The 21,754-nt window shown below is 71.6% G+C and carries 22 protein-coding genes; 8 read left to right on the forward strand and 14 right to left on the reverse strand.

Annotated elements, in window-relative coordinates:
- The 11 genes from hpnE to ACNYS0_RS08155 all read right to left on the reverse strand — a co-directional run bounded on the left by hpnE (position 1) and on the right by ACNYS0_RS08155 (position 10,918).
- The gene (gene hpnE, locus ACNYS0_RS08105) at positions 1 to 1,455 is read right to left on the reverse strand and encodes a hydroxysqualene dehydroxylase HpnE (RefSeq protein ID WP_422471981.1); all 1,455 of its coding nucleotides are present in this window, start codon (positions 1,453 to 1,455) and stop codon (positions 1 to 3) included.
- Positions 1,452 to 1,625 (reverse strand): DUF6380 family protein, encoded by a 174-nt coding sequence (locus tag ACNYS0_RS08110; RefSeq protein WP_422471982.1) that lies wholly within the window; start codon positions 1,623 to 1,625, stop codon positions 1,452 to 1,454. The genes hpnE and ACNYS0_RS08110 overlap by 4 nt, the downstream gene beginning before the upstream one ends.
- Positions 1,625 to 2,584 (reverse strand): presqualene diphosphate synthase HpnD, encoded by a 960-nt coding sequence (gene hpnD, locus ACNYS0_RS08115; protein ID WP_422471983.1) that lies wholly within the window; start codon positions 2,582 to 2,584, stop codon positions 1,625 to 1,627. Before hpnD ends, ACNYS0_RS08110 begins: the two co-directional genes overlap by 1 nt.
- Entirely contained in the window at positions 2,581 to 3,483 is a 903-nt protein-coding gene (gene hpnC, locus ACNYS0_RS08120) for a squalene synthase HpnC (protein ID WP_422482506.1), read from the reverse strand. The genes hpnD and hpnC overlap by 4 nt, the downstream gene beginning before the upstream one ends.
- A gap of 434 nt (positions 3,484 to 3,917) precedes the next feature.
- Complete coding sequence (locus ACNYS0_RS08125) at positions 3,918 to 4,703, reverse strand: ABC transporter ATP-binding protein (protein ID WP_403720596.1); 786 nt, start codon at positions 4,701 to 4,703, stop codon at positions 3,918 to 3,920.
- Positions 4,696 to 5,625 (reverse strand): ABC transporter permease, encoded by a 930-nt coding sequence (locus ACNYS0_RS08130; RefSeq protein WP_422471984.1) that lies wholly within the window; start codon positions 5,623 to 5,625, stop codon positions 4,696 to 4,698. Before ACNYS0_RS08130 ends, ACNYS0_RS08125 begins: the two co-directional genes overlap by 8 nt.
- Before the next feature lie 51 nt (positions 5,626 to 5,676).
- Positions 5,677 to 6,570, reverse strand: coding sequence for a glycosyltransferase family 2 protein (locus ACNYS0_RS08135; RefSeq protein WP_422471985.1), 894 nt, complete (start codon positions 6,568 to 6,570; stop codon positions 5,677 to 5,679).
- Positions 6,571 to 6,575: 5 nt separating this feature from the next.
- A complete protein-coding gene (locus tag ACNYS0_RS08140; RefSeq protein WP_422471986.1) occupies positions 6,576 to 7,355 on the reverse strand; it encodes a CDP-alcohol phosphatidyltransferase family protein in 780 nt (259 codons plus the stop codon).
- Positions 7,333 to 8,400, reverse strand: coding sequence for an iron-containing alcohol dehydrogenase family protein (locus tag ACNYS0_RS08145; RefSeq protein ID WP_422471987.1), 1,068 nt, complete (start codon positions 8,398 to 8,400; stop codon positions 7,333 to 7,335). The genes ACNYS0_RS08140 and ACNYS0_RS08145 overlap by 23 nt, the downstream gene beginning before the upstream one ends.
- Positions 8,388 to 9,140 carry a phosphocholine cytidylyltransferase family protein gene (locus tag ACNYS0_RS08150; protein WP_422471988.1) on the reverse strand — a complete coding sequence of 251 codons (753 nt, stop codon included), beginning with the start codon at positions 9,138 to 9,140 and terminating at the stop codon, positions 8,388 to 8,390. Before ACNYS0_RS08150 ends, ACNYS0_RS08145 begins: the two co-directional genes overlap by 13 nt.
- The gene (locus ACNYS0_RS08155) at positions 9,137 to 10,918 is read right to left on the reverse strand and encodes a DUF5941 domain-containing protein (RefSeq protein ID WP_422482509.1); all 1,782 of its coding nucleotides are present in this window, start codon (positions 10,916 to 10,918) and stop codon (positions 9,137 to 9,139) included. The genes ACNYS0_RS08150 and ACNYS0_RS08155 overlap by 4 nt, the downstream gene beginning before the upstream one ends.
- 304 nt (positions 10,919 to 11,222) lie before the next feature.
- Between ACNYS0_RS08155 and galE the strand changes: the two genes are divergently transcribed.
- The 4 genes from galE (at position 11,223) to idi (ending at position 14,765) form a co-directional block, all read left to right on the forward strand.
- Positions 11,223 to 12,206 carry a UDP-glucose 4-epimerase GalE gene (gene galE / locus ACNYS0_RS08160; protein WP_422471989.1) on the forward strand — a complete coding sequence of 328 codons (984 nt, stop codon included), beginning with the start codon at positions 11,223 to 11,225 and terminating at the stop codon, positions 12,204 to 12,206.
- A 192-nt stretch (positions 12,207 to 12,398) separates the two neighbouring features.
- A complete protein-coding gene (locus tag ACNYS0_RS08165) occupies positions 12,399 to 13,340 on the forward strand; it encodes a cation diffusion facilitator family transporter (protein WP_422414485.1) in 942 nt (313 codons plus the stop codon).
- Positions 13,341 to 13,514: 174 nt separating this feature from the next.
- Positions 13,515 to 14,048 (forward strand): GNAT family N-acetyltransferase, encoded by a 534-nt coding sequence (locus tag ACNYS0_RS08170; RefSeq protein WP_422471990.1) that lies wholly within the window; start codon positions 13,515 to 13,517, stop codon positions 14,046 to 14,048.
- Positions 14,049 to 14,171: 123 nt separating this feature from the next.
- Entirely contained in the window at positions 14,172 to 14,765 is a 594-nt protein-coding gene (gene idi / locus ACNYS0_RS08175) for an isopentenyl-diphosphate Delta-isomerase (RefSeq protein ID WP_422414487.1), read from the forward strand.
- Here the strand turns inward: idi and ACNYS0_RS08180 are convergent.
- Positions 14,731 to 15,270, reverse strand: a complete 540-nt coding sequence (locus ACNYS0_RS08180) for an ATP-binding protein (protein ID WP_422482511.1) — start codon at positions 15,268 to 15,270, stop codon at positions 14,731 to 14,733. The genes idi and ACNYS0_RS08180 overlap by 35 nt on opposite strands.
- A gap of 253 nt (positions 15,271 to 15,523) precedes the next feature.
- Here ACNYS0_RS08180 and ACNYS0_RS08185 point away from each other — a divergent pair, with 253 nt between their 5' ends.
- Positions 15,524 to 16,291: an enoyl-CoA hydratase/isomerase family protein gene (locus tag ACNYS0_RS08185; protein ID WP_422471991.1), complete on the forward strand. Its 768-nt coding sequence runs from the start codon at positions 15,524 to 15,526 to the stop codon at positions 16,289 to 16,291.
- A gap of 21 nt (positions 16,292 to 16,312) precedes the next feature.
- On the opposite strand, the gene ACNYS0_RS08190 is transcribed toward ACNYS0_RS08185, so the two are convergent.
- Together ACNYS0_RS08190 and ACNYS0_RS08195 are read right to left on the reverse strand one after the other, a co-directional pair.
- Positions 16,313 to 16,933, reverse strand: a complete 621-nt coding sequence (locus ACNYS0_RS08190) for a DJ-1/PfpI family protein (RefSeq protein ID WP_422471992.1) — start codon at positions 16,931 to 16,933, stop codon at positions 16,313 to 16,315.
- Positions 16,934 to 17,003: 70 nt separating this feature from the next.
- A complete protein-coding gene (locus ACNYS0_RS08195) occupies positions 17,004 to 17,957 on the reverse strand; it encodes a GlxA family transcriptional regulator (RefSeq protein ID WP_422471993.1) in 954 nt (317 codons plus the stop codon).
- Positions 17,958 to 18,072: 115 nt separating this feature from the next.
- On the opposite strand from ACNYS0_RS08195, the gene ACNYS0_RS08200 reads away from it, so the two are divergent.
- The 3 genes from ACNYS0_RS08200 (at position 18,073) to ACNYS0_RS08210 (ending at position 21,710) form a co-directional block, all read left to right on the forward strand.
- Positions 18,073 to 18,948 (forward strand): SCO6745 family protein, encoded by an 876-nt coding sequence (locus tag ACNYS0_RS08200; RefSeq protein WP_422471994.1) that lies wholly within the window; start codon positions 18,073 to 18,075, stop codon positions 18,946 to 18,948.
- A gap of 80 nt (positions 18,949 to 19,028) precedes the next feature.
- The gene (locus ACNYS0_RS08205; RefSeq protein ID WP_385768205.1) at positions 19,029 to 19,160 is read left to right on the forward strand and encodes an LPFR motif small protein; all 132 of its coding nucleotides are present in this window, start codon (positions 19,029 to 19,031) and stop codon (positions 19,158 to 19,160) included.
- 78 nt (positions 19,161 to 19,238) lie between these two features.
- Positions 19,239 to 21,710, forward strand: coding sequence for a Tex family protein (locus ACNYS0_RS08210; RefSeq protein ID WP_422471995.1), 2,472 nt, complete (start codon positions 19,239 to 19,241; stop codon positions 21,708 to 21,710).
- Positions 21,711 to 21,754: the final 44 nt, after the last annotated feature.

Raw genomic sequence — 21,754 nt, forward strand, 5'->3', positions numbered from 1 at the left:
TCACGCCGCCTCCCGGTACAGATGGCCGCGGGGGCGACCGAGCGCGGCGAGCGCCGCGTCGGCGGCACTTGTGCCGCTGCGGACAGCGCCTTCCATGGTCGCGGGCCACCCGGTGGCGGTCCACGCGCCGGCCAGGTACAGGCCGGGGGCATTGGTGCGGGCCGAGGGCCGCAGGGCGCCGACGCCGGGGGTCGGCGCAAAGGTCGCCGTCCGCTCGCGGGTGACGAAGAAGTCGTGGACGGTGGCGCCCCGCGCGGCGGGCAGCAGCCGCTCCAGCTCGGGCAGGTAGCGCTCTCGCAGGGCGGCGACCGGCTCGTCGATCTCGTCCTGGGCGGCCGACTGCGAGACGGCCAGGTACTGGGCGCCGGGCAGCGTACGCGCCAGGCCCGAGGCGTCGGTGCGGTCGAAGACCCACTGCACGGGCGAGCCGAGCGCGGTGAAGAAGGGCTGCTTGAGGACCTTGCGGCCGTAGACGACGTGCAGGTTGAGGATCGGCGCGGTGCCGATGTCGAGCAGCCGGCCCGCGTCGTCGAGGGCGCCCGCGGGCAGCAGGTCGTGCGCCTCGCGCTGCGGCACGGCGAGCACGACGCTGTCGGCGGTCAGCACCTCGCCGCGGCCGTCCGGGCTTTCGGGAACCTCGACGGCCCAACGCCCGTTGTCCGTACGGGAGATGGAGGTGACGCGTGTACGGAGTTCGGTGCGTACGCCCGCGGAGTCGAGCGCCTTGCGGGCGAGAGTGTCGTGGAGTTCACCGAGGGGCACCTTGGCCCACCCGATGTCGGCGGCGCCGGGCTCGGACAGCAGCCCGGTCTTGAACACCATGGCGGCGAGCCCCAGCGAGGACTCGCCCGCCACCGCGTTCAGGGTCGCCACACCGACGAGGTCCCACAGCGCCTCGACGGCCCGCTGCGACTGACCGTGTTCGGCCAGCCAGGAGCCGAAGTCCTTGGTGTCGAGCGCCGGGTCCGCGGGGTCCAGGGACTTGAGGGCGAGCGCGGCGCGGCCGACCGCGGCGCGCTCGGCGAGCGACAGGTGCGGGTACGTGGCGAGGCTCTTGGCGAGGTGCAGCGGCACGGGCAGCGCGGTGCGCCGCAGCCGGCCGAGGCGGTTGCGCTCGGCGTCGAGCACGGGCACGTCGAGTCGTTCCTGCAAGGGCGCGAGCGCGGCCGCGTCGACGCGGTCGAGGAACCAGCGGTAGGCGGTGCAGCAGCGCAGGTACACGTGCTGGCCGTTGTCGACGGTGAGATCGCCGCGCTTGAAGGAGAACGCGAGGCCGCCGAGCCGGGGCCGCCCTTCGAGGAGGGTGACGTCCATGCCGCCGTCGGCGAGCGCGAGCGCGGAGGTGATCCCCGCGAGCCCACCGCCGACGACCACCGCGGTGGGCCGCGCGCGGTCCGCGGCGGGGTCCGCCTCGGATGCCTCGGACGCCTCGTCCGGCGTGGTCCCCTCGCTCATGCGCCCTCCCCCTGGGTGGTGCCTTCGGCGGTGCGTACGGCCCGCGTGGGGCCGGGTTCGACGGGTGTGGCGAACATGCGACCGACCGTTGCATGCAGGGACGCGGCGCCGCGGCGGAGGGTTGCCCGCCGCTTGGTTCTCGCCATGTCACCCTGGCCCGCGGTGTCCATCAGACGCGCCTCCTGGCGGTGCGGGGGGCGCCGCGCACGACGGTGCGGGTGTCGAGGCCCGACAGGCCGCGGACCGCGACGTACGCCTTCTCGTGCCCGGGCAGCGAGACCCGGCCGCGCAGCACGGCCTCGGGGTCGCGCTCGATGCGGTCGAGGAGGCGGCGGTAGATTCCGGCCATGGCGGCGACGCACGCGCCGGAGCGCCGGTCGAGCATGGGAAGCAGGCGGTAGCCCTCGGCGAACAGGGCGCGGGCGCGGCGCACCTCGAAATGCACGAGACCGGCGAAGTCCGATCCGGCCGGCGGCACGGAACCGTGGAACCCGGCGGAGCAGCCGAACTTCGCGAGGTCGTCGGCGGGCAGGTAGGTGCGCCCGTCCCCGGCGTCCTCGCGCACGTCGCGCAGGATGTTGGTGAGTTGCAGCGCGAGGCCGAGCGTGTCGGCCAGCTCCGGCGCCCGCTCGACGCCGCGCGCCCCCGGCTCGGTGCCGAACACGCCGAGCGAGACCCGGCCAATGGCACCCGCGACGCACCGGCAGTAGACCTTCAGGTCGTCCCAGGTCTCGTAGGTCTCGCCGCGCAGGTCCATCAGGACACCGTCGATCAGCTCGTCGAGCGCGTCCAGCGGGACCGGGAAGCGGTCCGCTGTATGGGCGAGGGCGACGGCCACCGGGTCGGTGTCGTCCTCCTCGACCTTTCCGTCGCGCACACGGCCGAGCAGCGCCCTGGTCTCGTCGAGCCGGTGCGCCTTGATGTCGGGCTCGAGGCCCCCGTCGCCGATGTCGTCGACGCGGCGCGAGAACGCGTACAGGGCCGACATGGCGCGCCGCTTCGCGGTCGGCAGCAGCCGGATCCCGTAGGCGAAGTTGCGGGCCTGCTGCCCGGTGACGGTCTCGCAGTAGCTGTATGCGGCGAGCACCGGCGCCGACACGGTCTGGTCAGACTCCACGGTCTTGCTCACCCCTCTCCTCGCAGAGTCGCTCCCACCTCGCGCAGCAATCGCGCCTTGGTGGGTTTGGGTGGTCCCGGAAGCACGTCGTACGAAACGGCGGAGATCGCGTGGACCGCCGCCTTCCCCCCTGCGACGAACCCTGCCAGCAGCAGCTTCAGCCTGCCGTGGACGCTACCCACCAGGGGGGTGCCTTCATTCAGCAGCGTGCGGGCGCGTTCGGCCTCGTACGCGACCAGCGCGCGCAGCGATGCGCCCGCGCTCGGTACGGCGAGGTCCGCCTCGTCGACGTGGAACTTCTTCAGGTCTTCGGCCGGCAGGTAGATCCGGTCGCGCTCCAGGTCCTCGGCCACGTCCTGGAGGTGCTCGACGATCTGGAGCCCGGTGCAGACCGCGTCCGAGAGGCGGATGCGCTCGGGGGTCGCGGTGCCGGTGATCGCGAGGACGAGGCGGCCGACGGGGTTGGCGGACAGCTCGCAGTAGGCCAGCAGGTCGTCGTAGGTCTCGTAGCGCGTGACCAGCTGGTCCTGCCGGTTCGCGGCGATGAGGCCGAGGAAGGGCTCGGGGGTGAGCGAGCGGCGCCGGACGGTGGGCTGGAGCGCCTTGAGGAGCGGGTGGCCGGGCGTGCCGTCGAAGACCTGCCGCAGGTCGGCCTCGAAGGCGTCCAGGAGCGCGAGGCGGTCGTGCGCCCGATCGGGTGACACGCCGAGGAAGCGGGCGTCCGCGCCGCCGGGGGCGAGGTCGCCGTCGCCGATGTCGTCGACGAGGCGCGCGAAGCCGTACACCGCCATCAGGTCGTCCCGCCAGGCGCGCGGCAGGAAGAAGGGGGCCACGGGGAAGTTCTCCTCGGCGGCCTTGTCCAGGGTGGCGCTCACCGGGCTCGCTGTCGCGTCAGGGCTCTCGGGGCGCACTCGGGGGCGCGCGCTCACCGGGTGCGGCCCGCTTCTCCGGGGACGGCGAAAGCCCCGCGGAGCTGGAGAGTTTCCATAGCCATTGCCGTCACAACTCCCGTTCTACACTGCGGACCCAATGCATCTCATTTCGGACACGCCGCCCGGCCGACAACGCGGCGGCCCAGCCCCGCAGGGGTCGGGATGTCGCGCCTTATCGCCCCACATGCCGCGATTGAGGCCGGTACAGCTTACGTTGTACAACGCCCGCCCTCGCGTCGGGGTGTTCTGCACATCACAACAACACACCGATTGACGCCAAGATTCCTTCAGGGCAAGGAAGTTGACCTTCCCTTGACCGTGATCGCCAATTACTTGGCGTCTACAGGCATATCAGAGGCCCCACCGGACGGAAGCCGGTGGGGCCTCATATGACGTGGTCCAGAGGCAGGCGGTTACTTGCCCGTGAACTTCTCGTACTCCTTGAGTACCTCGGCCGTCGGACCGTCCATACGCAGTTCCCCGCGCTCGAGCCACAGGACGCGCTCGCAGGTGTCGCGGATCGACTTGTTGTTGTGACTCACCAGGAAGACCGTGCCGGCCTCCTTGCGCAGCTCGCGGATGCGGGCCTCGGAGCGCTTCTGGAACTTGCGGTCACCGGTGGCCAGCGCCTCGTCGATCATCAGCACGTCGTGGTCCTTGGCGGCCGCGATCGAGAAGCGCAGACGCGCGGCCATGCCGGACGAGTACGTCCGCATCGGCAGCGTGATGAAGTCGCCCTTCTCGTTGATCCCGGAGAAGTCGACGATGTCCTGGTAGCGGGCCTTGATCTCCTCGCGGGACATGCCCATGGCGAGACCGCCGAGGATCACGTTGCGCTCGCCCGTGAGGTCGTTCATCAGCGCCGCGTTCACGCCGAGCAGCGAGGGCTGGCCGTTCGTGTAGACCTTGCCCTTCTCGGCCGGCAGCAGGCCCGCGATGGCGCGCAGCAGGGTCGACTTGCCGGAGCCGTTCGACCCGATGAGGCCGATGGCCTCGCCGCGGTACGAGGTGAAGGAGACGCCCTTGACGGCGTGCACCTTGCGCACGCCGCGCTCGTCGCCGCGCTTGACGATCCGGCTCAGCGCGGAGGTGGCACTGCCCTTGCCGGTCTTCGCGCCGTTGACGCGGTACACGATGTGCAGCTCGTCGGCGATGACCGTCGGGACGTGCGCGTCGGTGGGGTTGTCGAGATCAGCCACGGCCGTACCGCTCCTCTGCCTTCCAGAAGTAGACGAAGCCGAGCACCGCGACGACCACGGCCCAGCCCAGCGCCAGGGCCCACACGTGCGGCGGCAGGTTCGCGCCGCCGTAGCCGTCGATGAGGGCGTAGCGCATCAGGTCCATGTAGACCGCGGCCGGGTTCCACTGGAGCACGTCCGCGATCCACCCGGGCTTGCCCTTGAGCATGATCGGGATGGAGAACATGACGCCGGACGCGTACATCCACGTACGCATCACGAACGGCATCAGCTGCGCGAGGTCCGGGGTCTTCGAGCCGGCCCGCGCCATGATCAGCGCCAGGCCCATGTTGAACAGGAATTGCAGCGCGAGGGCCGGGACGATCAGCAGCCACGACAGGCTCGGGTAGCTGCCGAAGGCGCACGCCACGATGAACAGCACGATCATCGAGAACAGCAGCTGCTGGAGCTGCTGGAGGGCGAAGGAGATGGGCAGCGAGGCGCGCGGGAAGTGCAGCGCGCGCACGAGGCCCAGGTTGCCCGAGATCGCGCGGACGCCCGACATCACCGAGTTCTGCGTGAAGTGGAAGACGAACACGCCCGTCACCAGGAACGGGATGTACACGTCGTGCGACATGCCCCGGTTCGCGCCCAGGATCAGGCCGAAGATCAAGTAGTAGACGAGGGCGTTCAGCAGCGGCGTCACGACCTGCCACAGCTGGCCGAGCTTCGCCTGGCTGTACTGCGCGGTCAGCTTCGCCTGCGAGAAGGCGAGGATGAAGTGGCGCCGGCCCCACAGCTGCCGGGCGTACTCGAACAGACCCGGGCGGGCCCCGCTGACGGTCAAGCCGTACTTGGCGGCGAGTTCGCGCCGGGAGAGCCCGTCATCGGGCGACGGGGTCGCGGTCACCGCGACTCCGGCGTCATGCGTTGTCTCACTCACAAGAGGAACTTTCGTCTTCAAATGCACGGCCTGCCGTCAGGCACGAGCTTGTCAGATGACAGGGGGGCGGCCCAGTCGGGTCAGCCGCCACACGGTACGCCACTTCATGGGACGCCTGGGCCCGCAAGGGGTTGTCCAGCCTTCCTTGAAGCCGCCGAGCCAGGCCTTCAGCGCCGGGCCCGAGGGCCGGCGGGCCAGGGTGAGCAGCAGCCAGACGCCGAGGTACACGGGCACCAGGAGCGCGGGCAGGTTGCGGCGGGCCAGCCAGACCCGGTTGCGGGCCACCATGCGGTGGTAGACCGCGTGCCGGGACGGGGCCGTGGTCGGGTGGTGCAGCACCATGTCGGCGCGGTAGTCGATCATCCAGCCCGCGTCGAGGGCCCGCCAGGCGAGGTCGGTCTCCTCGTGGGCGTAGAAGAACTCCGCGGGCAGCGGTCCCGCCTCGGCGATGACCCGCGTACGGACGGCGTTGGCACCGCCGAGGAACGTGGTCACGCGCGAGGAGCGCATCGGGTCGGCGGCGCGCAGGCGCGGCACGTGCCGGCGCTGCGTCTCGCCGGTGTCCGGGTCCGCGATGCGGAAGCTGACGATGCCGAGCTTCGGGTCGGCGGTGAAGGCCGCGCGGCACTTCTCGGCCGTGTCCGTCAGCGGCAGCAGACCGTCGTCGTCCAGGAACATCAGGATGTCGACGTCGGAACCGGACGGCCCAAAGGCCTCGATGCCGACGTTGCGTCCACCGGGGATGCCGAGGTTCTCGGGCAGCTCGATGGTCCGCACGCCCTCGGGGACGTCCGGGACCGGGGAGCCGTTGCCGACCACGACCACCTCGACCGGGTCGCCGTCCTGCTTGGCGACCGAGTCGAGGAGCGCGCGCAGCTCGGCCGGCCGGTTGCCCATGGTGATGACAACCGCGCCGACCTTCGGCTGCTGTGTGCCTGTATTCATTGGGCTCACTTGAGCCTGCTCGAAGCGAGGATGGACACGAGGTGGAGCAGGGTCTGGAGGAGCGCGATGCCCGCCAGGACGGCCACGCCCAGGCGCGAGAAGAACAGGTCTCCCCTGATCTGGTCCACGACCGAGAGGACCAGGATGAGGAGCGTCGCCTCGATGCCCAGGATGAGCCGGTGGAACTGGAGCGCGGCCGCGGCCCTGCGGGCCAGGGCCATGCCGGAGGAGCGCATCTCGGAGGCGGACTCCTTGACCTGCTCCTTGCCGCCGGCCGCGCGGGCCAGGCCCACGAGGTCCGTCTCGGCCTTGATCAGGATGGCGCCGAGTGCGGCGAGCGTGCCGAGGAAGGCCCACAGCCAGTCGATCCGCCCGCTTCCGAACAGGTCGGCCGCGCGCAGCCCGAAGCCGACCAGGACGGCGGCGTCGGTCAGGTACGCGCCGACCCGGTCCATCCACACGCCGGTCAGCGAGTACTGCTTGCGCCAGCGCGCGATCTCGCCGTCGACGCAGTCGAGCAGCAGGTACAGCTGCACGGCGACGACACCGAGGACCGCGCCCCAGATGCCCGGCACCATCAGCGCCGGGGCCGCGAGGACACCGCAGACGGTCATCAGGTAGGTCAGCTGGTTGGGCGAGACCTTGGTGTTCACCAGGTGGCGGTCCACACGCAGCGAGACCTCGCGCATGTAGAGCCGGCCCATCCAGTGCTCACCGCTCCTGCGGTCCTTCACCCCGGCGGGGTGAACGACCGGGCGGAGTTCAGCTACCGATGGCTTTTGCATAGTCGGCGTAAGCGTCCCTGATCTGATCGGTGGAGAGGTCGAGGTGTTCGAGGATCGTGAAGCGGCCCGGGCGGGTCTGCGGCGCGAACTCGACCACCTTCACGAACTCGTCCACGGTGAAGCCGATCTCCTCCGGCGTCACGGGCAGGCCGTGCCGGCGCAGCACCTCGACCATGTACGCGGACTGGTCGTGGGCACCGCGCAGGTGCATCGCGAACGCCGCGCCCAGGCCGCACTGCTCGCCGTGGCTGGCCGCGCGCTTGGGGAAGAGGAGGTCGAAGGCGTGGTTGATCTCGTGGCAGGCGCCGGAGGCGGGCCGCGAGTCGCCGGAGACCGACATGGCGATACCGGTGAGGACCAGGCCCTCCGCGAGCACCTGAAGGAAGTCGTCGTCGCCGACGCCGCCGGGGTGGCGCAGCACCGCCTCGCCCGCCTGGCGTGCCATGGCGGCGGCCAGTCCGTCGATGTCCTCGCCGCGCTCGCGGGCGCCCAGCTCCCAGTCCGCGACCGCGGAGATGTTGGAGAGGGCGTCACCGATGCCGGAGCGCACGAAGCGGACCGGGGCCTCGCGGATGATGTCGAGGTCGATCACGACGCCGATCGGGTTCGGCACACCGTAGGAGCCGCGGCCCGCGTCGTTGTCGAGGGTCGCGACGGGCGAGCACAGGCCGTCGTGCGACAGGTTCGTCGCGACGGCGACCAGCGGCACGCCCACACGGGACGCGGCGAACTTGGCGCAGTCGATGATCTTGCCGCCGCCGAGGCCGACGAGCGCGTCGTAGCGGTTCGACTTCTTGACGTCGTCCGCGAGCTTGATCGCGTCGTCCAGCGTGCCGCCGCCGACCTCGAACCAGTCGGCGCGGGGCAGCGAGGGCTCCAGTCGGTCCCGCAGGGCGGCGCCCGAACCACCGCTGATCGCGATGGCCAGGCGCCCCGTGGACGACGAGATCCTCTGGTCGGCGAGAACCTTGGCCAGGTCGTCGAGCGCCCCCGGCCGGATGTCGACGACGACCGGCGAGGGGATGAGCCTCGTCAGTACTGGCACGCGATCTCCCTTGCCTTGGCGAGGTCGTCGTGGTTGTCGATCTCGACCCACGTGACGTCGCCGATCGGGGCCACGTCGACCTGGAAGCCGCGGTTCACGAGCTCCTGGTAGCCGTCCTCGTAGTACAGCTGCGGGTCACGCTCGTAGGTGGCCTTCAGGGCGTCGGCCAGCTGGTCGGCGGCCTCGCCCTCGATGAGGGTGACGCCGATGTACTCGCCGGTGGCCTCGGAGGGGTCCATCAGCTTCGTGATCTTCTGGACACCCTTGTCGGGGTCGACGACGACCTTCATCTCCTCTTCGCCCAGGTCCTTGACCGTGTCGAGCGCGAGGATGATCTTCTTGCCGTCGCCGCGGGCGGCCAGCAGCGTCTTCTCGACGGAGACCGGGTGCACGGTGTCGCCGTTGGCGAGGATCACGGTGTGCTTCATGGCGTCACGGCCGCACCACAGCGAGTAGGCGTTGTTCCACTTCTCGGCCACGTCGTTCTCGATGAGCGTGAGCTTCAGCCCGTACTTCGCCTCGAGCGCGGCCTGGCGCTCGTAGACGACCTCCTTGCGGTAGCCGACGATGATGCCGACCTCGGTGAGACCGATCTCCGCGAAGTTCTTCAGCGTGAGGTCGAGTACGGAGAGCTCGTTCTCGGTCCCCTCGCCCACGACGGGCACGAGCGCCTTGGGAAGCGTCTCGGTGTAGGGACGGAGCCGGCTGCCGGCGCCGGCGGCCAGGACGAGGCCGATCATGCGGGTTCTCCTTCATCGTGTACGGCGGGCTCTCCGCGACGAGCGGAGAGGACCCAGAAGCGGATGCTCTCGACGAGCACCACGAGTGCCACGGCCACGGCGAACACCGTGAGTGCAGTGGCGAAATCTGTGGGGGTGAGCAGCGCGGCCAGGACCGTGACCACCAGGGTCCGGCCTTCGTGCCCGCCGATCGTCCGCACCAGCCAGTGCGGGGGCGCCCCGGCGTTGCCGCGAATGCGGTACACCGTGTCGTAGTGATGGTAGGCGACCGCCGCGACGAGGCCGAAAGCCGCGGGCAGGGCACCCTGGACGTCCGCGCGGGCGGCGAGGACCAGGACGGTGAGGTACTCCCCGGCCCGGAAGATCGGGGGTACGAGCCAGTCGAGGGCGCCCTTGAGGGGGCGCGAGACCGCGAGGCCGGACGTGACGCAGTACACGGCAGCGGCCACGATCGGCCAGGCGCTGCCGAAGTCCGTGAGCCCGCTCACGGCGACGACCGCGACGGCTCCGAGGGCGGCGACCACCGGGGCCGCCTTCCCCTTGACGGCCTTGCCGATCAGCTCGGCGATCGGTCCCGAGTCGGCGAGGTCGCGCAGCGCCTGTGCGGCGCGGTCGGTGCGCCGGGCCCTGCGGGTCAGCGAGCGCAGGACGCGGCCCGCGGTCGTGTAGCAGGCGGCGAGCGCGCAGCCGATGAGCAGCATGCAGAAGGTGATGCGCGGCGTGGTCAGCGCGGTGAACAGGGCGATCAGCGCCCAGCGTTCACCGATCGGCAGCACGATCATGCGGCGCGCCCAGACGGTCCAGCCGACGGAGTCGAGCTTGCCCGACAGGGCCGCGGTGGGGCTGGCCCCCGCCAATTCACCCAGCGCCTCGGCATCGTGGTTCGCCTCGTTGAACGAGAAGTCGATCACGTGCCGGCCGGTCTGGAGCACCATCGCGCCGAGCGCGAGGGCCCATACGTCGTCGCCGCTCGCGTTGGCCGCGCCGAGCGCGAGGCCCGCGTAGTAGGCGTACTCCTTGGCCCGGTCGAACGTCGCGTCCAGCCAGGCGCCCATCGTCGAGTACTGGAGCGAGTAGCGGGCGAGCTGCCCGTCGGTGCAGTCGAGGACGAAGGAGGCGAGCAGCAGCACGCCCGCCGCGACGAAGCCGACGCGCGTGCCGGTCGCCGCGCAGCCCGCCGCGATCAGCGCGACGAGCAGGGACGCGGTGGTGACCTGGTTGGGGGTCAGCCCCCGGCGTGCGCACCAGCGCGCGATGTAGCGGGAGTACGGGCTGATGCAGTAGGTGGTGAAGAAGCCGTCGCGCGCCTTGACCGCGGTGCGCAGCCGGATCGCCTCGTCGTCGACGGAGGCGAGGGCCTGCCGGGCCTCGTTGCGGGCCTGCGGGTCGGCGGGCACCGCGGCGACGAGCTCACCGAGCTCGGGGCGGTGCACATCGGTGCCGTCCGCCTCCAGGCTCTTGGCCACGACGTCCGGGTCGACGCCGGTCCGCGCGACGGCACGGGTCAGCGCCTGGCGGGCGGCGGGCTGCGCGGTGAGCGCACCGGGGATCGCCGACGCGGGAAAGCGCGGGTCGGTCAGGCCGAGGCGCAGGGCGTGGACATGGCCCACGAAGCCCGCGTCGACGACCGCGACCCGCTGCTCGCCGGGGACGGCCGCGAGCGCCGCTTCGGCGTCCGCGGGGTCCTGGGCGAACCGCACGTCGAAGCCGAGCGCCCGCAGATCCCCCTCCAGGGACGATCCGGGAACCGGCTGACCGGTGACGATGGCGGTCGACAGACGAACTCACTCCTTGGGTGCCGACGCACGTGGGCGCCGGGCTCATGCATGGTGGAGCACCCGGCGCGGATGGGCGGCCGGGCGGCATGTCGGCAGAGGCTATCGGATGGCGCAACCGGGCGTTCGCTGCCCGTTTACCGACCGATTGGCCCCTGTCTCATGCGGTCCGCGCGGGGCCGACCGCGCGCTCATCATTGACGATCAAGTACTCGGGCCACAAACCAGGGGCGGCCCGCATCCGTAACCGGGGGTAGCCACAGGCGGCAACCGGCAGGAGGCGGGTTCGGTCATAGGGTGGTGCGCCATGACGTGGCTGATCACCGGCGGAGCCGGATACATCGGGGCCCATGTGGCGCGGGCTATGACGGAAGCGGGCGAGCGGGTCGTCGTCCTCGACAACGTGACCTCGGGGGTGCCCTCCCGGCTGCCCGAGGCGATTCCGCTGGTGCGCGGCTCGGCGCTGGACACCGAACTCGTGGCCCGGGTGTGCGCGGAGCACGAGGTGACGGGCGTCGTCCACCTCGCCGCGCACAAGCAGGTCGGCGAGTCGGTGGAGAAGCCGGAGCTGTACTACCGGGACAACGTGGGCGGGCTCGCCGCGCTCCTGGAGACCGTCGCCGCGGCCGGGGTGCGCCGCTTCGTGTTCTCCTCCTCGGCGGCCGTCTACGGCAACCCGGATGTGGACCTCATCACCGAGTCCACGGACACCGCGCCCGTGAACCCGTACGGCGAGACGAAGCTCGCGGGCGAGTGGCTGGTGCGTGCGGCCGGGCACGCGCACGGCATGGCGACGGTCTGCCTGCGCTACTTCAACGTGGCGGGCGCCGCGGCTCCCGAGCTCGCGGACATCGGCGTCTACAACGTGATCCCGATGGTCTTCGACCGCCTCACGCGCGGCGAGGCCCCGCGGATCTTCGGCGACGACTACCCGACCCCGGACGGCACCTGCGTACGTGACTACATTCACGTCGCCGACCTCGCCGACGCGCACCTGGCGGCGGCCCGCCGGCTGTCCCGGCCCGACGCGGGCGGCGACCTGACGCTCAACATCGGCACCGGGCAGGGCGCCTCCGTGCGCGAGCTGATCGACGTGATCGCGGAGGTGTCGGGCAACCGCACCCCCGCGCTCGTCGAACCGCGCCGCCCGGGCGACGCCCCGCGCGCGGTCGGCTCCTCCGCGCTCGCCGAGAAGGAGCTCGGCTGGAGCGCGCGGCGCGGCGTGCGCGAGATGGTCGAGTCGGCCTGGGCCGGCTGGTGCCTCCGGCACCCCGAGGCCACCGGCAAGTGATCTCCGCGACCCCCTGACCTGCGTACACACGCAATAACGTTTGCGCAGGTCAGGGCACATGACAACGGTGTTCACCGCCATGTTTGCGGATACCCCCTACCCGTAGTTCACTGTGATCGTCGCCCCCGACCAGGGCAACGCGTTCGACGTCTCGCGCCGATACGTCGACACATCGATACAGAGGGGGTTTCGATGGGCCTCGGTCACGATCACGACCACGGGCACAGCCACGGGCCGACGACCGGGACGGCCGCCGCCGCGCACCGCGGGCGGCTGCGGATCGCGCTGACGATCACGCTGACCGTGATGGTGGTGGAGATCATCGGCGGCATCGTCGCCGACTCGCTCGCCCTGATCGCCGACGCCGCCCACATGGCGACGGACGCGCTGGGCCTCGCGATGGCCCTGATCGCGATCCACTTCGCCAACCGGCCCGCGAGCGACCAGCGCACCTTCGGCTACGCCCGCGCCGAGATCCTCGCCGCGCTCGCCAACTGCCTGCTGCTGCTCGGTGTCGGCGGCTACGTGCTGTACGAGGCGATCGAGCGGTTCATCGAGCCGGCCGAGACGGCGGGCGGGCAGACGATCGTGTTCGGCCTGATCGGCCTGGTCGCGAACATGATCTCGCTGTCGCTCCTGGTGAAGGGGCAGCAGGAGAGCCTGAACGTGCGCGGCGCCTTCCTCGAGGTGGCCGCCGACGCGCTCGGCTCCCTCGCGGTGCTGATCTCCGCCGTGATCATCCTGACCACGGGCTGGCAGCCCGCCGACCCGATCGCCTCTCTCGTGATCGGCCTCATGATCGTGCCGCGCACGGTGAAGCTGCTGCGCGAGACGCTGAACGTGCTGCTCGAATCGGCCCCCAAGGGCGTCGACATGGCGGAGGTCAGGGCGCACATACTGGCGCTGCCCGGCGTCGAGGACGTGCACGATCTGCACGCCTGGACGATCACTTCGGGGATGCCGGTGCTCTCGGCGCATGTGGTCGTCAGCACGGAGATGCTCGGCTCGATCGGCCACGAGAAGATGCTGCACGAACTTCAGGGCTGCCTCGGCGACCACTTCGACGTGGAGCACTGCACGTTCCAACTGGAGCCGACGGGACACGCCGAGCACGAGGCGCGGCTGTGCCACTGACGGTTCCGCCGACCGATGATTCCGCTGAGTGATATCTTGGCCATCGATCTTTGAGGAGGTGGGTTGATGACTGTCGTCGCGGTGAGCGCTGCCGTGCGCAGCGACACGTCTGTCCCCACTTCTCCTCGGGCCGTCCGCCACTGAGCGACGCCCCCTCACTCAAAGGTTCTTGAGTTGACCCACACCCTGACCCACGCGTGGCGTCCGCGCCCCGAAACCGGGGCCGACCGGGCCGCCGTGCACGCCGTCAACGCCGCCGCGTTCCCCACCGAGGCCGAGGCCGACCTCGTCGACGCCCTGCGCGCCGACACCGACGCCTGGCTCGACGGCCTCTCCTACGTGGCCGAGGCACCGGACGGGACCGTCGCCGCCCACGCGCTCATCACCCGCTGCACGGTGGACGGCGCGCCGGCCGCGGCGCTCGCGCCCTGTGCGGTGCTGCCGCGGTACCAGAACACGGGGGCCGGTTCGGCCGTCGTACGCGCGGTGCTGGAGGCGGCACGCGCGCGTGGTGAGCGGCTCGTGCTCGTGCTCGGGCATCCGGAGTACTACCCGAGGTTCGGCTTCACGCCCGCCTCCGGGTACGGCATCCGGCCCGGTTTCGACGTTCCGGACGAGGCGATGATGGCGCTCGTTCTGGATGAACACGACGATTCCGGGCAGCTCCCGCGGGGCACGATCACCTACCCGGCCGCATTCGGCGTCTGACCAGGCGCCTACGGTTGTCCCGCCCGGCCTCGCGGCCGGGCGGGACTTGCGGGACACCGACAGCACGGGGGCTGTCCGTCCCGTACGGCAGACTTGGTTCGAGGACCGATACGAAGGATGGGTATGCCGATCACACCTGCCCCCACGACGAACAGCTCGTCGAACGGCACCGGAGAAGCGATCTTGCTGGAACTCGTCGACGAGGACGGCAGGACGATCGGCACGGCGGAGAAGCTCGCGGCGCACCAGCCGCCCGGGCAGCTGCACAGAGCGTTCTCGGTGTTCCTCTTCGACGAACAGGGCCGGCTGCTGCTTCAGCAGCGGGCCCTCGGCAAGTACCACTCCCCCGGCGTCTGGTCGAACACCTGCTGCGGCCACCCGTACCCGGGCGAGGCCCCGTTCGCGGCGGCCGCGCGCCGCACCTTCGAGGAGCTCGGCGTCTCGCCGTCCCTGATGGCCGAGGCGGGCACGGTGCGATACAACCACCCGGACCCGGAGTCGGGCCTGGTGGAGCAGGAGTTCAACCACCTCTTCGTGGGCCTCGTGCAGGCGACCTTGGACCCCGACCCGGAGGAGGTCGGGGCGACGGCGTTCGTGACGGCCGACGAGCTGGCCGAGCGGCACGCCAAGGACCCGTTCTCCGCGTGGTTCATGACGGTCCTCGACGCGGCGCGGCCCGCGGTCAGGGAGCTGACAGGCCAGTCGGCGGGCTGGTAGCCGTCTCGGGCTTGAGGGGCAGGGCGGCCCAGATCACCTTGCCCCCGCTCGCGGTGCTGGCGACGTCGCAGACGCCGCCCGCCTCCGCGGTGATCTCGCGCACCAGCAGCAGGCCGCGGCCGCCGGTCTGACCGCTGGTGGCCTCAAGGGCGGTGGGCTTGTAGGGGTGTTCGTCCTCCACGGACACCCGCACCCACTCCGGCCCGACGGCGACCTCCACGGCGAGCATCGGCGAGACGACGGCGGCGTGCTTCACCGCGTTCGTGACGAGTTCGGAGACGATCACGAGCAGCCCGTGCACCAGATCGTCCGGAGCGGGCACGCCCTGCCGGGTGAGCAGCTCGCGCACCGCGCGCCGGGCCTGCGGCACGGAGGCGTCGACCGCCTGCGCCGTGAACCGCCACACTCCCTCGTACGGGAGCGGCCCGTCCGCGGGACGATCAGGGGGCGGCGCGCCCCCATCGTCCTGAGGACGTGGGCGGGACCCCCACCCGTGGTCGCTCATTTTCAGGTCGCCGCCCTTGCGCTCGATTGTCACCACGCTTCGAGTGTTGGGAATCACCTGCTCCGGGCCGCGGGACTGACCAGAAGTCAGCGGGTATCGACGCGATTTGACCATTGGTGGCCGAGACGGCCAGAGAGTTGATCGCTCCCGACCCCGTTGTGCCCGACTTAAGCCTTCTTAAGCTTGTTCTACGAGCTGCACGACACGCCGACCGCGCCATCGGCCGCGCGAGCGCCCGGCTAGCATCCGCCTCATGTCTTCCGTGTCCCCGCCGCAGCTCACGCACGCCGTCGCCGAGGGCGTCGCCACCGTCGTGATCGACCACCCGGCCAAGCGCAACGCCATGACCGACGCCATGTGGGCGTCCCTGCCGCCGCTCCTCGAACGGCTCGCGGCCGATCCCGAGGTGCGGGTGCTCGTGCTCACCGGGGCCGGGGACACCTTCTGCGCGGGGGCCGACATATCGACACTGGGCGAGGGGGCCGCGCAGGGGCTCGCCGTCGCGGCGGAGGACGCGCTGGCCACGTTCCCCAAGCCGACGCTCGCCGTGGTGCGCGGGTACTGCGTGGGCGGCGGCAGCCAGTTGGCCGCGGCCTGCGATCTGCGCTTCGCCGCCGACGGCGCGCTGTTCGGGGTGACCCCGGCCAAGCTCGGGATCGTCTACCCGGCCTCCTCCACGCGCCGCCTCGCCGCGCTCGTGGGCCCGGCGACCGCCAAGTACCTGCTGTTCTCGGGCGAGTTGATCGGCACCGAGCGGGCGCTGCGCACCGGGTTCGTGGACGAGGTCCTGCCCGAGGCCGAACTGGGCGAGCGGGTCGCCGGGTTCACCCGCACCCTCGCCGCCCGCTCGCAGCTGACGCAGGCCGCGGCGAAGGAGTTCGTGACCGGCCGCACGGACCGGGACGCGCACTGGGCCGAGCAGGCGGGCGCGGGCGGCGAGAGCGCGGAGGGCGTCGCCGCGTTCCTGGAGCGACGCGCTCCGCGCTTCGAATGGTCCGTGGGGGCCCAGGCCCTGTCGTAGGGCTCAGCCGGCCTGTAGGGCTCAGCCGGCCTGGCGGAACATCGCCACGAGGTGTGCCGGGGCCTTGTCCGGGGATCCGGCGTCGTAGGGCGGCTGCGGGTCGTACTCGGTCATCAGCTGGATGGCCTGGGCCGTCTCGTCCCCCGCGATGCGGCCCGCGAGGGCGAGGCCCATGTCGATGCCGGACGAGACGCCGGCCGCGGTGACGTACTTGCCGTCGAAGACCACGCGCCGCCCGGTCGACGTGGAGCCCAGCCGGTCCAGTTCCTCCAGGGCGAGCCAGTGCGAGGTGGCCTCGCGCCCCTTGAGCAGGCCCGCGGCGGCGAGCGCGAGGGAGCCCGTGCACACGGACGTCGTCCAGGTGGTGGTGGCGTCGACGGCGCGCAGCCACTCCAGGAGCGGCCCGTTGCCCGTCTGATCGCTCTGCTCGGGGCCGCCCGGCACGACGACCACGTCCGGGGAGCGCACCTCGGCGAAGGTCTTGTCGGCGACGAGCGCGAGCCGTCCCGAGTCGTCGCGCACCGGCCCTGTCCGCTCGGCCACGAAGACGACGTCGGCGTCCGGGATGCCGCCGAGCGTCTGGTACGGGCCGATGGCGTCGAGGGCGGTGAAGCGCTCGTAGAGGGCTATGGCGATCTGCATGTCATGCCTTTCTGACGGGGCGGGCGGGTCCGATGCGGCGGACAGGTCCGATGTACCGGCCGGGCGGTGGTCAGCCCAGGGGTGCGTGGAACCGGCGGCGGTACTCGGCCGGTGCGGTGCCGAGGGTCTTGAGGAAGGCGCGGCGCATCGCCTCCGGGGTGCCGTAGCCGCTGGAGCGGGAGATCTCCTCGACGCCTGCCGTGGTGTCCTCCAGGAGACGGCGGGCGTGCTCGACGCGGACGCGCTCGACGTACCGGCCGGGCGTCATGCCGGTCTCCGTACGGAAGGCGCGGGCGAAGTGGCGCGGGGAGAGCCGGGCGCGGGCCGCGAGCGCCTCGACGTGCAGGTCCGCTCCGGGGTGCTCGGCGATCCACCGCTGCACCTCGCCGAGCGGTTCCCTGCGGGCCGTCTGCGCGGCGAGCTGCGTGGAGAACTGCGCCTGGTTCCCCGGACGCCGCAGGAACACGACCAGGGCCCGGGCGATCCGCAGCGCGACCTCTCTGCCGTGGTCCTCCTCGACGAGGGCGAGCGCGAGGTCGATGCCCGCGGTCACCCCCGCCGACGTCGCCACGCCGCCGTCGCGTACGAAGACGGGGTCGGCGTCCACGCGGACGTCGGGGTACTGGCGGGCGAGGGTGTCGCAGAACGCCCAGTGCGTCGTGGCCCGGCGGCCGTCCAGGAGCCCCGCGCGGGCCAGCAGGAACGCGCCGGTGCACACCGAGACGGTGCGGCGGGCGTGCGGGGCGCGCTCGCGCAGCCAGTCGGTCAGGCGCGGGTCCGGGTCGCGGGTGCCCTCGCCGCCGGGGACCAGGAGCGTGTCCGCGGCCGGTGCGTCGGCGAGGGCGTGGTCCGGCGTCAGAGTCAGTCCGCTCGACGTGCGCACCGGGGCGCCGTCGGGAGAGACGGTGCGCACCCGGTAGACGTCGCCCGCGCCCGAGAAGACCTCGACGGGGCCCGTGACGTCGAGGCTCTGCACGTCGTCGAAGAGGAGGACCAGGACGGTCGGGACGCTGCGGGGCGGCATGCGGTCCATTCTTCGGCGCGCACCCGATGGCCGCAATGACGAGTTCCCCACCCTTCCTGCCATGGCCGGGTGCCCGGCACTGTCGCCCGTACCGACTGGTCGGTAACGTGGGCGCATGACTTCGGACCCCCGCCTGCGCGCCGCCCGCCACTGTCACAACGTGCTCAACCCGTTCCACTCGACGCACTACTTCTCGCCCGACCTGGGCAAGGAACTGGCCGCCATCGGCGTGACCGACTCCAGCGCCGCCTACTTCGCCGCCCGCTCCGCGCCCATGGGGGCCGTCGGCGCCGGGACCGTGACCGCCACGTTCTACAACTTCAACCACGAGCTGGTGGCCCGGCACGTGCCGGCCGTGTGGGAGACCGCGTCCCCTCAGGCCGTGCTCGCCGCACGCGCGCGTGCCGTCGACGCGACGCTGCGCCGCCTGCTCGGCGAGGAGGCACTCACCTCCCCGGAGATGGCCGAGGCCGCCGAACTCGCCCTGCGCGCCGCCGAGGCCTGCACGCGCCACGCCCGCCCCCTGTACGCCGCCCACGCCGACCTCGACGTCCCCGAGGCGCCGCACATGGCGTACTGGCACGCCACGACGCTGCTGCGCGAGCACCGCGGCGACGGGCACATCGCGGTGCTGATCGGCGCCGAACTCGACCCGGTCGAGGCCCTCGTGAGCCACGTCGCGACCGGCAAGGGCATGGCCCCCAAGTGGCTGCTCGCCACGCGCGGCTGGGACAGGGCCGACTACGACGCGGCCGCCGAGCGGCTTCGCGCGCGTGGACTGCTCACCGCCGACGAGGAGTTGACGCTCACCGAGCAGGGCGTGACGCTGCGCGCCGAGATCGAGCACCGCACCGACGCGCTCGACCGCGCCCCCTACGAGCACCTCGGCGAGGCGGGCGTCGCCCGCCTGACCGAACTCGCGACGAAGTTCATCGGCGCGGCCCTCGGCAACGGCGCGTTCCCCGCCGACCTGATCGGCAAGGCCGCCTGAGGTCTGAGCAGCACGAAGCGAGGTACTCGTGCGTTCCGGCCGCCCGTTCGCGGCCGGGACACACGAGAGGAGAAAGCCGTATGTTCAGCGCAATTGCCGACATTCTCCGCCAGATCGCCGGTGCCATCGCCACCGTCGTGACCTTGCCGTTCCGTGCCCTCGCCCGGCTGTTCGGCGGCGCCTCCAGGTCCGGCCGCGCGCACCGCGTCTGACCTCCCTGATCCCCGAGTGTCGGTGCCACCTGCCACAATTGCGGCGCAACCTCAGTCGACATAGGCGGTACGGGAATCGTGGCGACACCCACAGTTGGCACCACTGCTGGATCCGGGTCCGGATCCATCGAGAGCAGGATCGCCGAGGAACTCGGCGTACGGGAGCGGCAGGTGAAGGCCGCTGTCGAGCTGCTTGACGGCGGCTCGACGGTGCCCTTCATCGCCCGCTACCGCAAGGAGGCGACGGAGTCCCTCGACGATGCCCAGCTGCGCACCCTGGAAGAGCGGCTGCGGTATCTGCGCGAGCTGGAGGAGCGGCGCACCGCCGTCCTCGACTCGGTGCGCGAGCAGGGCAAGCTGACCGAGGAGTTGGAGGCGCAGATCCGCGCCGCCGACACCAAGGCGCGCCTGGAGGACATCTACCTGCCCTTCAAGCCCAAGCGCCGCACGAAGGCGCAGATCGCGCGCGAGGCGGGGCTCGAGCCGCTGGCGGAGGGGCTGCTCGGCGACCCGTCGGTGGACCCGCAGGCCGCCGCGGCCGCGTTCGTGGACGCCGACAAGGGCGTCGCCGACGCCCAGGCCGCGCTCGACGGGGCCCGCGCGATCCTTACCGAGCGCTTCTCGGAGGACGCCGACCTGATCGGCGAGCTGCGCGAGCGCATGTGGGGGCGCGGCCGGCTCGCGGCGAAGGTCAAGCCCGGCAAGGAGGAGGCGGGCGCCAAGTTCGCCGACTACTTCGACTTCGCGGAGCCCTTCACCGACCTGCCCTCGCACCGCGTCCTGGCGATGCTGCGCGGCGAGAAGGAGGACGTGCTCGAACTCGTCCTGGAGCCGGAGGAGCCGGCCGCGGACGCCGACGCCCCGACCGCGGCGGCCTCGCCCTCGTCCTCGTACGAGCCGATCATCGCCGGCCGCTTCAGGATCACCAACCAGGGCCGCCCGGGCGACAAGTGGCTCCAGGACACGGTCCGTTGGGCCTGGCGCACGCGCATCCTCGTGCACCTCGGCCTCGACCTGCGCACCCGGCTGCGCACGGCCGCCGAGGACGAGGCGGTCAAGGTGTTCGCGGCGAACCTGCGCGACCTGCTGCTCGCCGCCCCCGCGGGCACGCGCGCGACGCTGGGGCTCGACCCCGGTTTCCGTACGGGCGTGAAGGTCGCGGTCGTCGACGACACGGGCAAGGTCGTCGCCACCGACGTCATCCACCCGCACGTCCCGGCCAACCGCTGGGACGAGGCGATCGCCAAGCTCGCGAAGCTCGCCAAGGAGCACGCGGTCGACCTGATCGCGATCGGCAACGGCACGGCGTCCCGCGAGACCGACAAGCTCGCCGGTGAACTCATCGCCAAGCACCCGGAGTTGAAGCTCACCAAGGTGATGGTGAGCGAGGCGGGCGCCTCGGTGTACTCGGCGTCGGCCTTCGCCTCGCAGGAGCTGCCCGACATGGACGTGTCGCTGCGCGGCGCCGTCTCCATCGCGCGCCGCCTCCAGGACCCGCTCGCCGAACTGGTGAAGATCGACCCGAAGTCGATCGGCGTCGGCCAGTACCAGCACGATCTGAGCGAAGTGAAGCTGTCCCGCTCGCTGGACGCCGTGGTCGAGGACTGTGTGAACGGTGTGGGCGTCGACGTGAACACGGCCTCCGCGCCGCTCCTCGCGCGCGTGTCCGGCATCGGCGCGGGCCTCGCGGAGAACATCGTGACGCACCGCGACTCCAACGGCCCGTTCACCAACCGCAAGGGCCTCAAGGACGTCGCACGGCTCGGCCCGAAGGCGTACGAGCAGTGCGCGGGCTTCCTGCGGATCCGCGGCGGCGACGACCCGCTGGACGCGTCGTCCGTGCACCCGGAGGCGTACCCGGTGGTGCGCCGGATGGCGAAGTCGACGGGCGGCGAGGTCGCCTCCCTCGTCGGTGACGCGGGGACGCTGCGCTCGCTCAAGCCGGCGGACTACGTGGACGACACGTTCGGTCTGCCGACCGTCACCGACATCCTGAAGGAGCTGGAGAAGCCGGGGCGCGACCCGCGGCCCGCCTTCAAGACGGCCACCTTCAAGGAGGGCGTCGAGAAGATCGGCGACCTGGAGTCCGGGATGATCCTGGAGGGCGTCGTCACCAACGTGGCCGCCTTCGGGGCGTTCATCGACGTCGGCGTGCACCAGGACGGGCTCGCGCACGTCTCGGCGCTCTCCCGTACGTTCGTCAAGGACCCGCGGGACGTGGTCAAGCCCGGCGACATCGTCAAGGTGAAGGTCCTCGACGTCGACGTGCCGCGCAAGCGGATCTCGCTGACGCTGCGGCTCGACGACGAGAAGGCCTCCGGCGGTACCGGGGGGCGTGGCGAGCGCGGAACCCGTAGTGAGCGGGGCGAGCGCGGCGGCGACCGCAAGCCGCCGCGGCAGCAGTCGCGGCAGGGCGGCCGTGGTGGTTCCGGCGGCTCGGGCGGAGCCGGCGGCTCCGGTGGCGGCAAGGGAGGCGGCAAGGGCCGTCCCGCGACGCCGCCGGCGAACTCGGCGATGGCGGACGCGCTGCGCAAGGCGGGGCTGGCCTAGGCCACAGAGGTCGAAGTGAGCGGGAACTGTGCGGCCGGCCGTGG

The organism is Streptomyces anthophorae (genome assembly GCF_049310305.1).
Classification (GTDB): domain Bacteria; phylum Actinomycetota; class Actinomycetes; order Streptomycetales; family Streptomycetaceae; genus Streptomyces.

Excerpts from the sequence above, each read along its gene's own strand:
- hpnE (WP_422471981.1), bottom strand. The coding sequence starts at position 1,455 with ATGAGCGAGGGGACCACGCCGGACGAGGCGTCCGAGGCATCCGAGGCG.
- ACNYS0_RS08110 (WP_422471982.1), bottom strand. The coding sequence starts at position 1,625 with ATGGACACCGCGGGCCAGGGTGACATGGCGAGAACCAAGCGGCGGGCA.
- ACNYS0_RS08135 (WP_422471985.1), bottom strand. The coding sequence starts at position 6,570 with ATGAATACAGGCACACAGCAGCCGAAGGTCGGCGCGGTTGTCATCACC.
- ACNYS0_RS08140 (WP_422471986.1), bottom strand. The coding sequence starts at position 7,355 with ATGCAAAAGCCATCGGTAGCTGAACTCCGCCCGGTCGTTCACCCCGCC.
- ACNYS0_RS08150 (WP_422471988.1), bottom strand. The coding sequence starts at position 9,140 with ATGATCGGCCTCGTCCTGGCCGCCGGCGCCGGCAGCCGGCTCCGTCCC.
- galE (WP_422471989.1), top strand. The coding sequence starts at position 11,223 with ATGACGTGGCTGATCACCGGCGGAGCCGGATACATCGGGGCCCATGTG.
- ACNYS0_RS08165 (WP_422414485.1), top strand. The coding sequence starts at position 12,399 with ATGGGCCTCGGTCACGATCACGACCACGGGCACAGCCACGGGCCGACG.
- idi (WP_422414487.1), top strand. The coding sequence starts at position 14,172 with ATGCCGATCACACCTGCCCCCACGACGAACAGCTCGTCGAACGGCACC.
- ACNYS0_RS08180 (WP_422482511.1), bottom strand. The coding sequence starts at position 15,270 with ATGAGCGACCACGGGTGGGGGTCCCGCCCACGTCCTCAGGACGATGGG.
- ACNYS0_RS08185 (WP_422471991.1), top strand. The coding sequence starts at position 15,524 with ATGTCTTCCGTGTCCCCGCCGCAGCTCACGCACGCCGTCGCCGAGGGC.
- ACNYS0_RS08190 (WP_422471992.1), bottom strand. The coding sequence starts at position 16,933 with ATGCAGATCGCCATAGCCCTCTACGAGCGCTTCACCGCCCTCGACGCC.
- ACNYS0_RS08195 (WP_422471993.1), bottom strand. The coding sequence starts at position 17,957 with ATGCCGCCCCGCAGCGTCCCGACCGTCCTGGTCCTCCTCTTCGACGAC.
- ACNYS0_RS08200 (WP_422471994.1), top strand. The coding sequence starts at position 18,073 with ATGACTTCGGACCCCCGCCTGCGCGCCGCCCGCCACTGTCACAACGTG.
- ACNYS0_RS08205 (WP_385768205.1), top strand. The coding sequence starts at position 19,029 with ATGTTCAGCGCAATTGCCGACATTCTCCGCCAGATCGCCGGTGCCATC.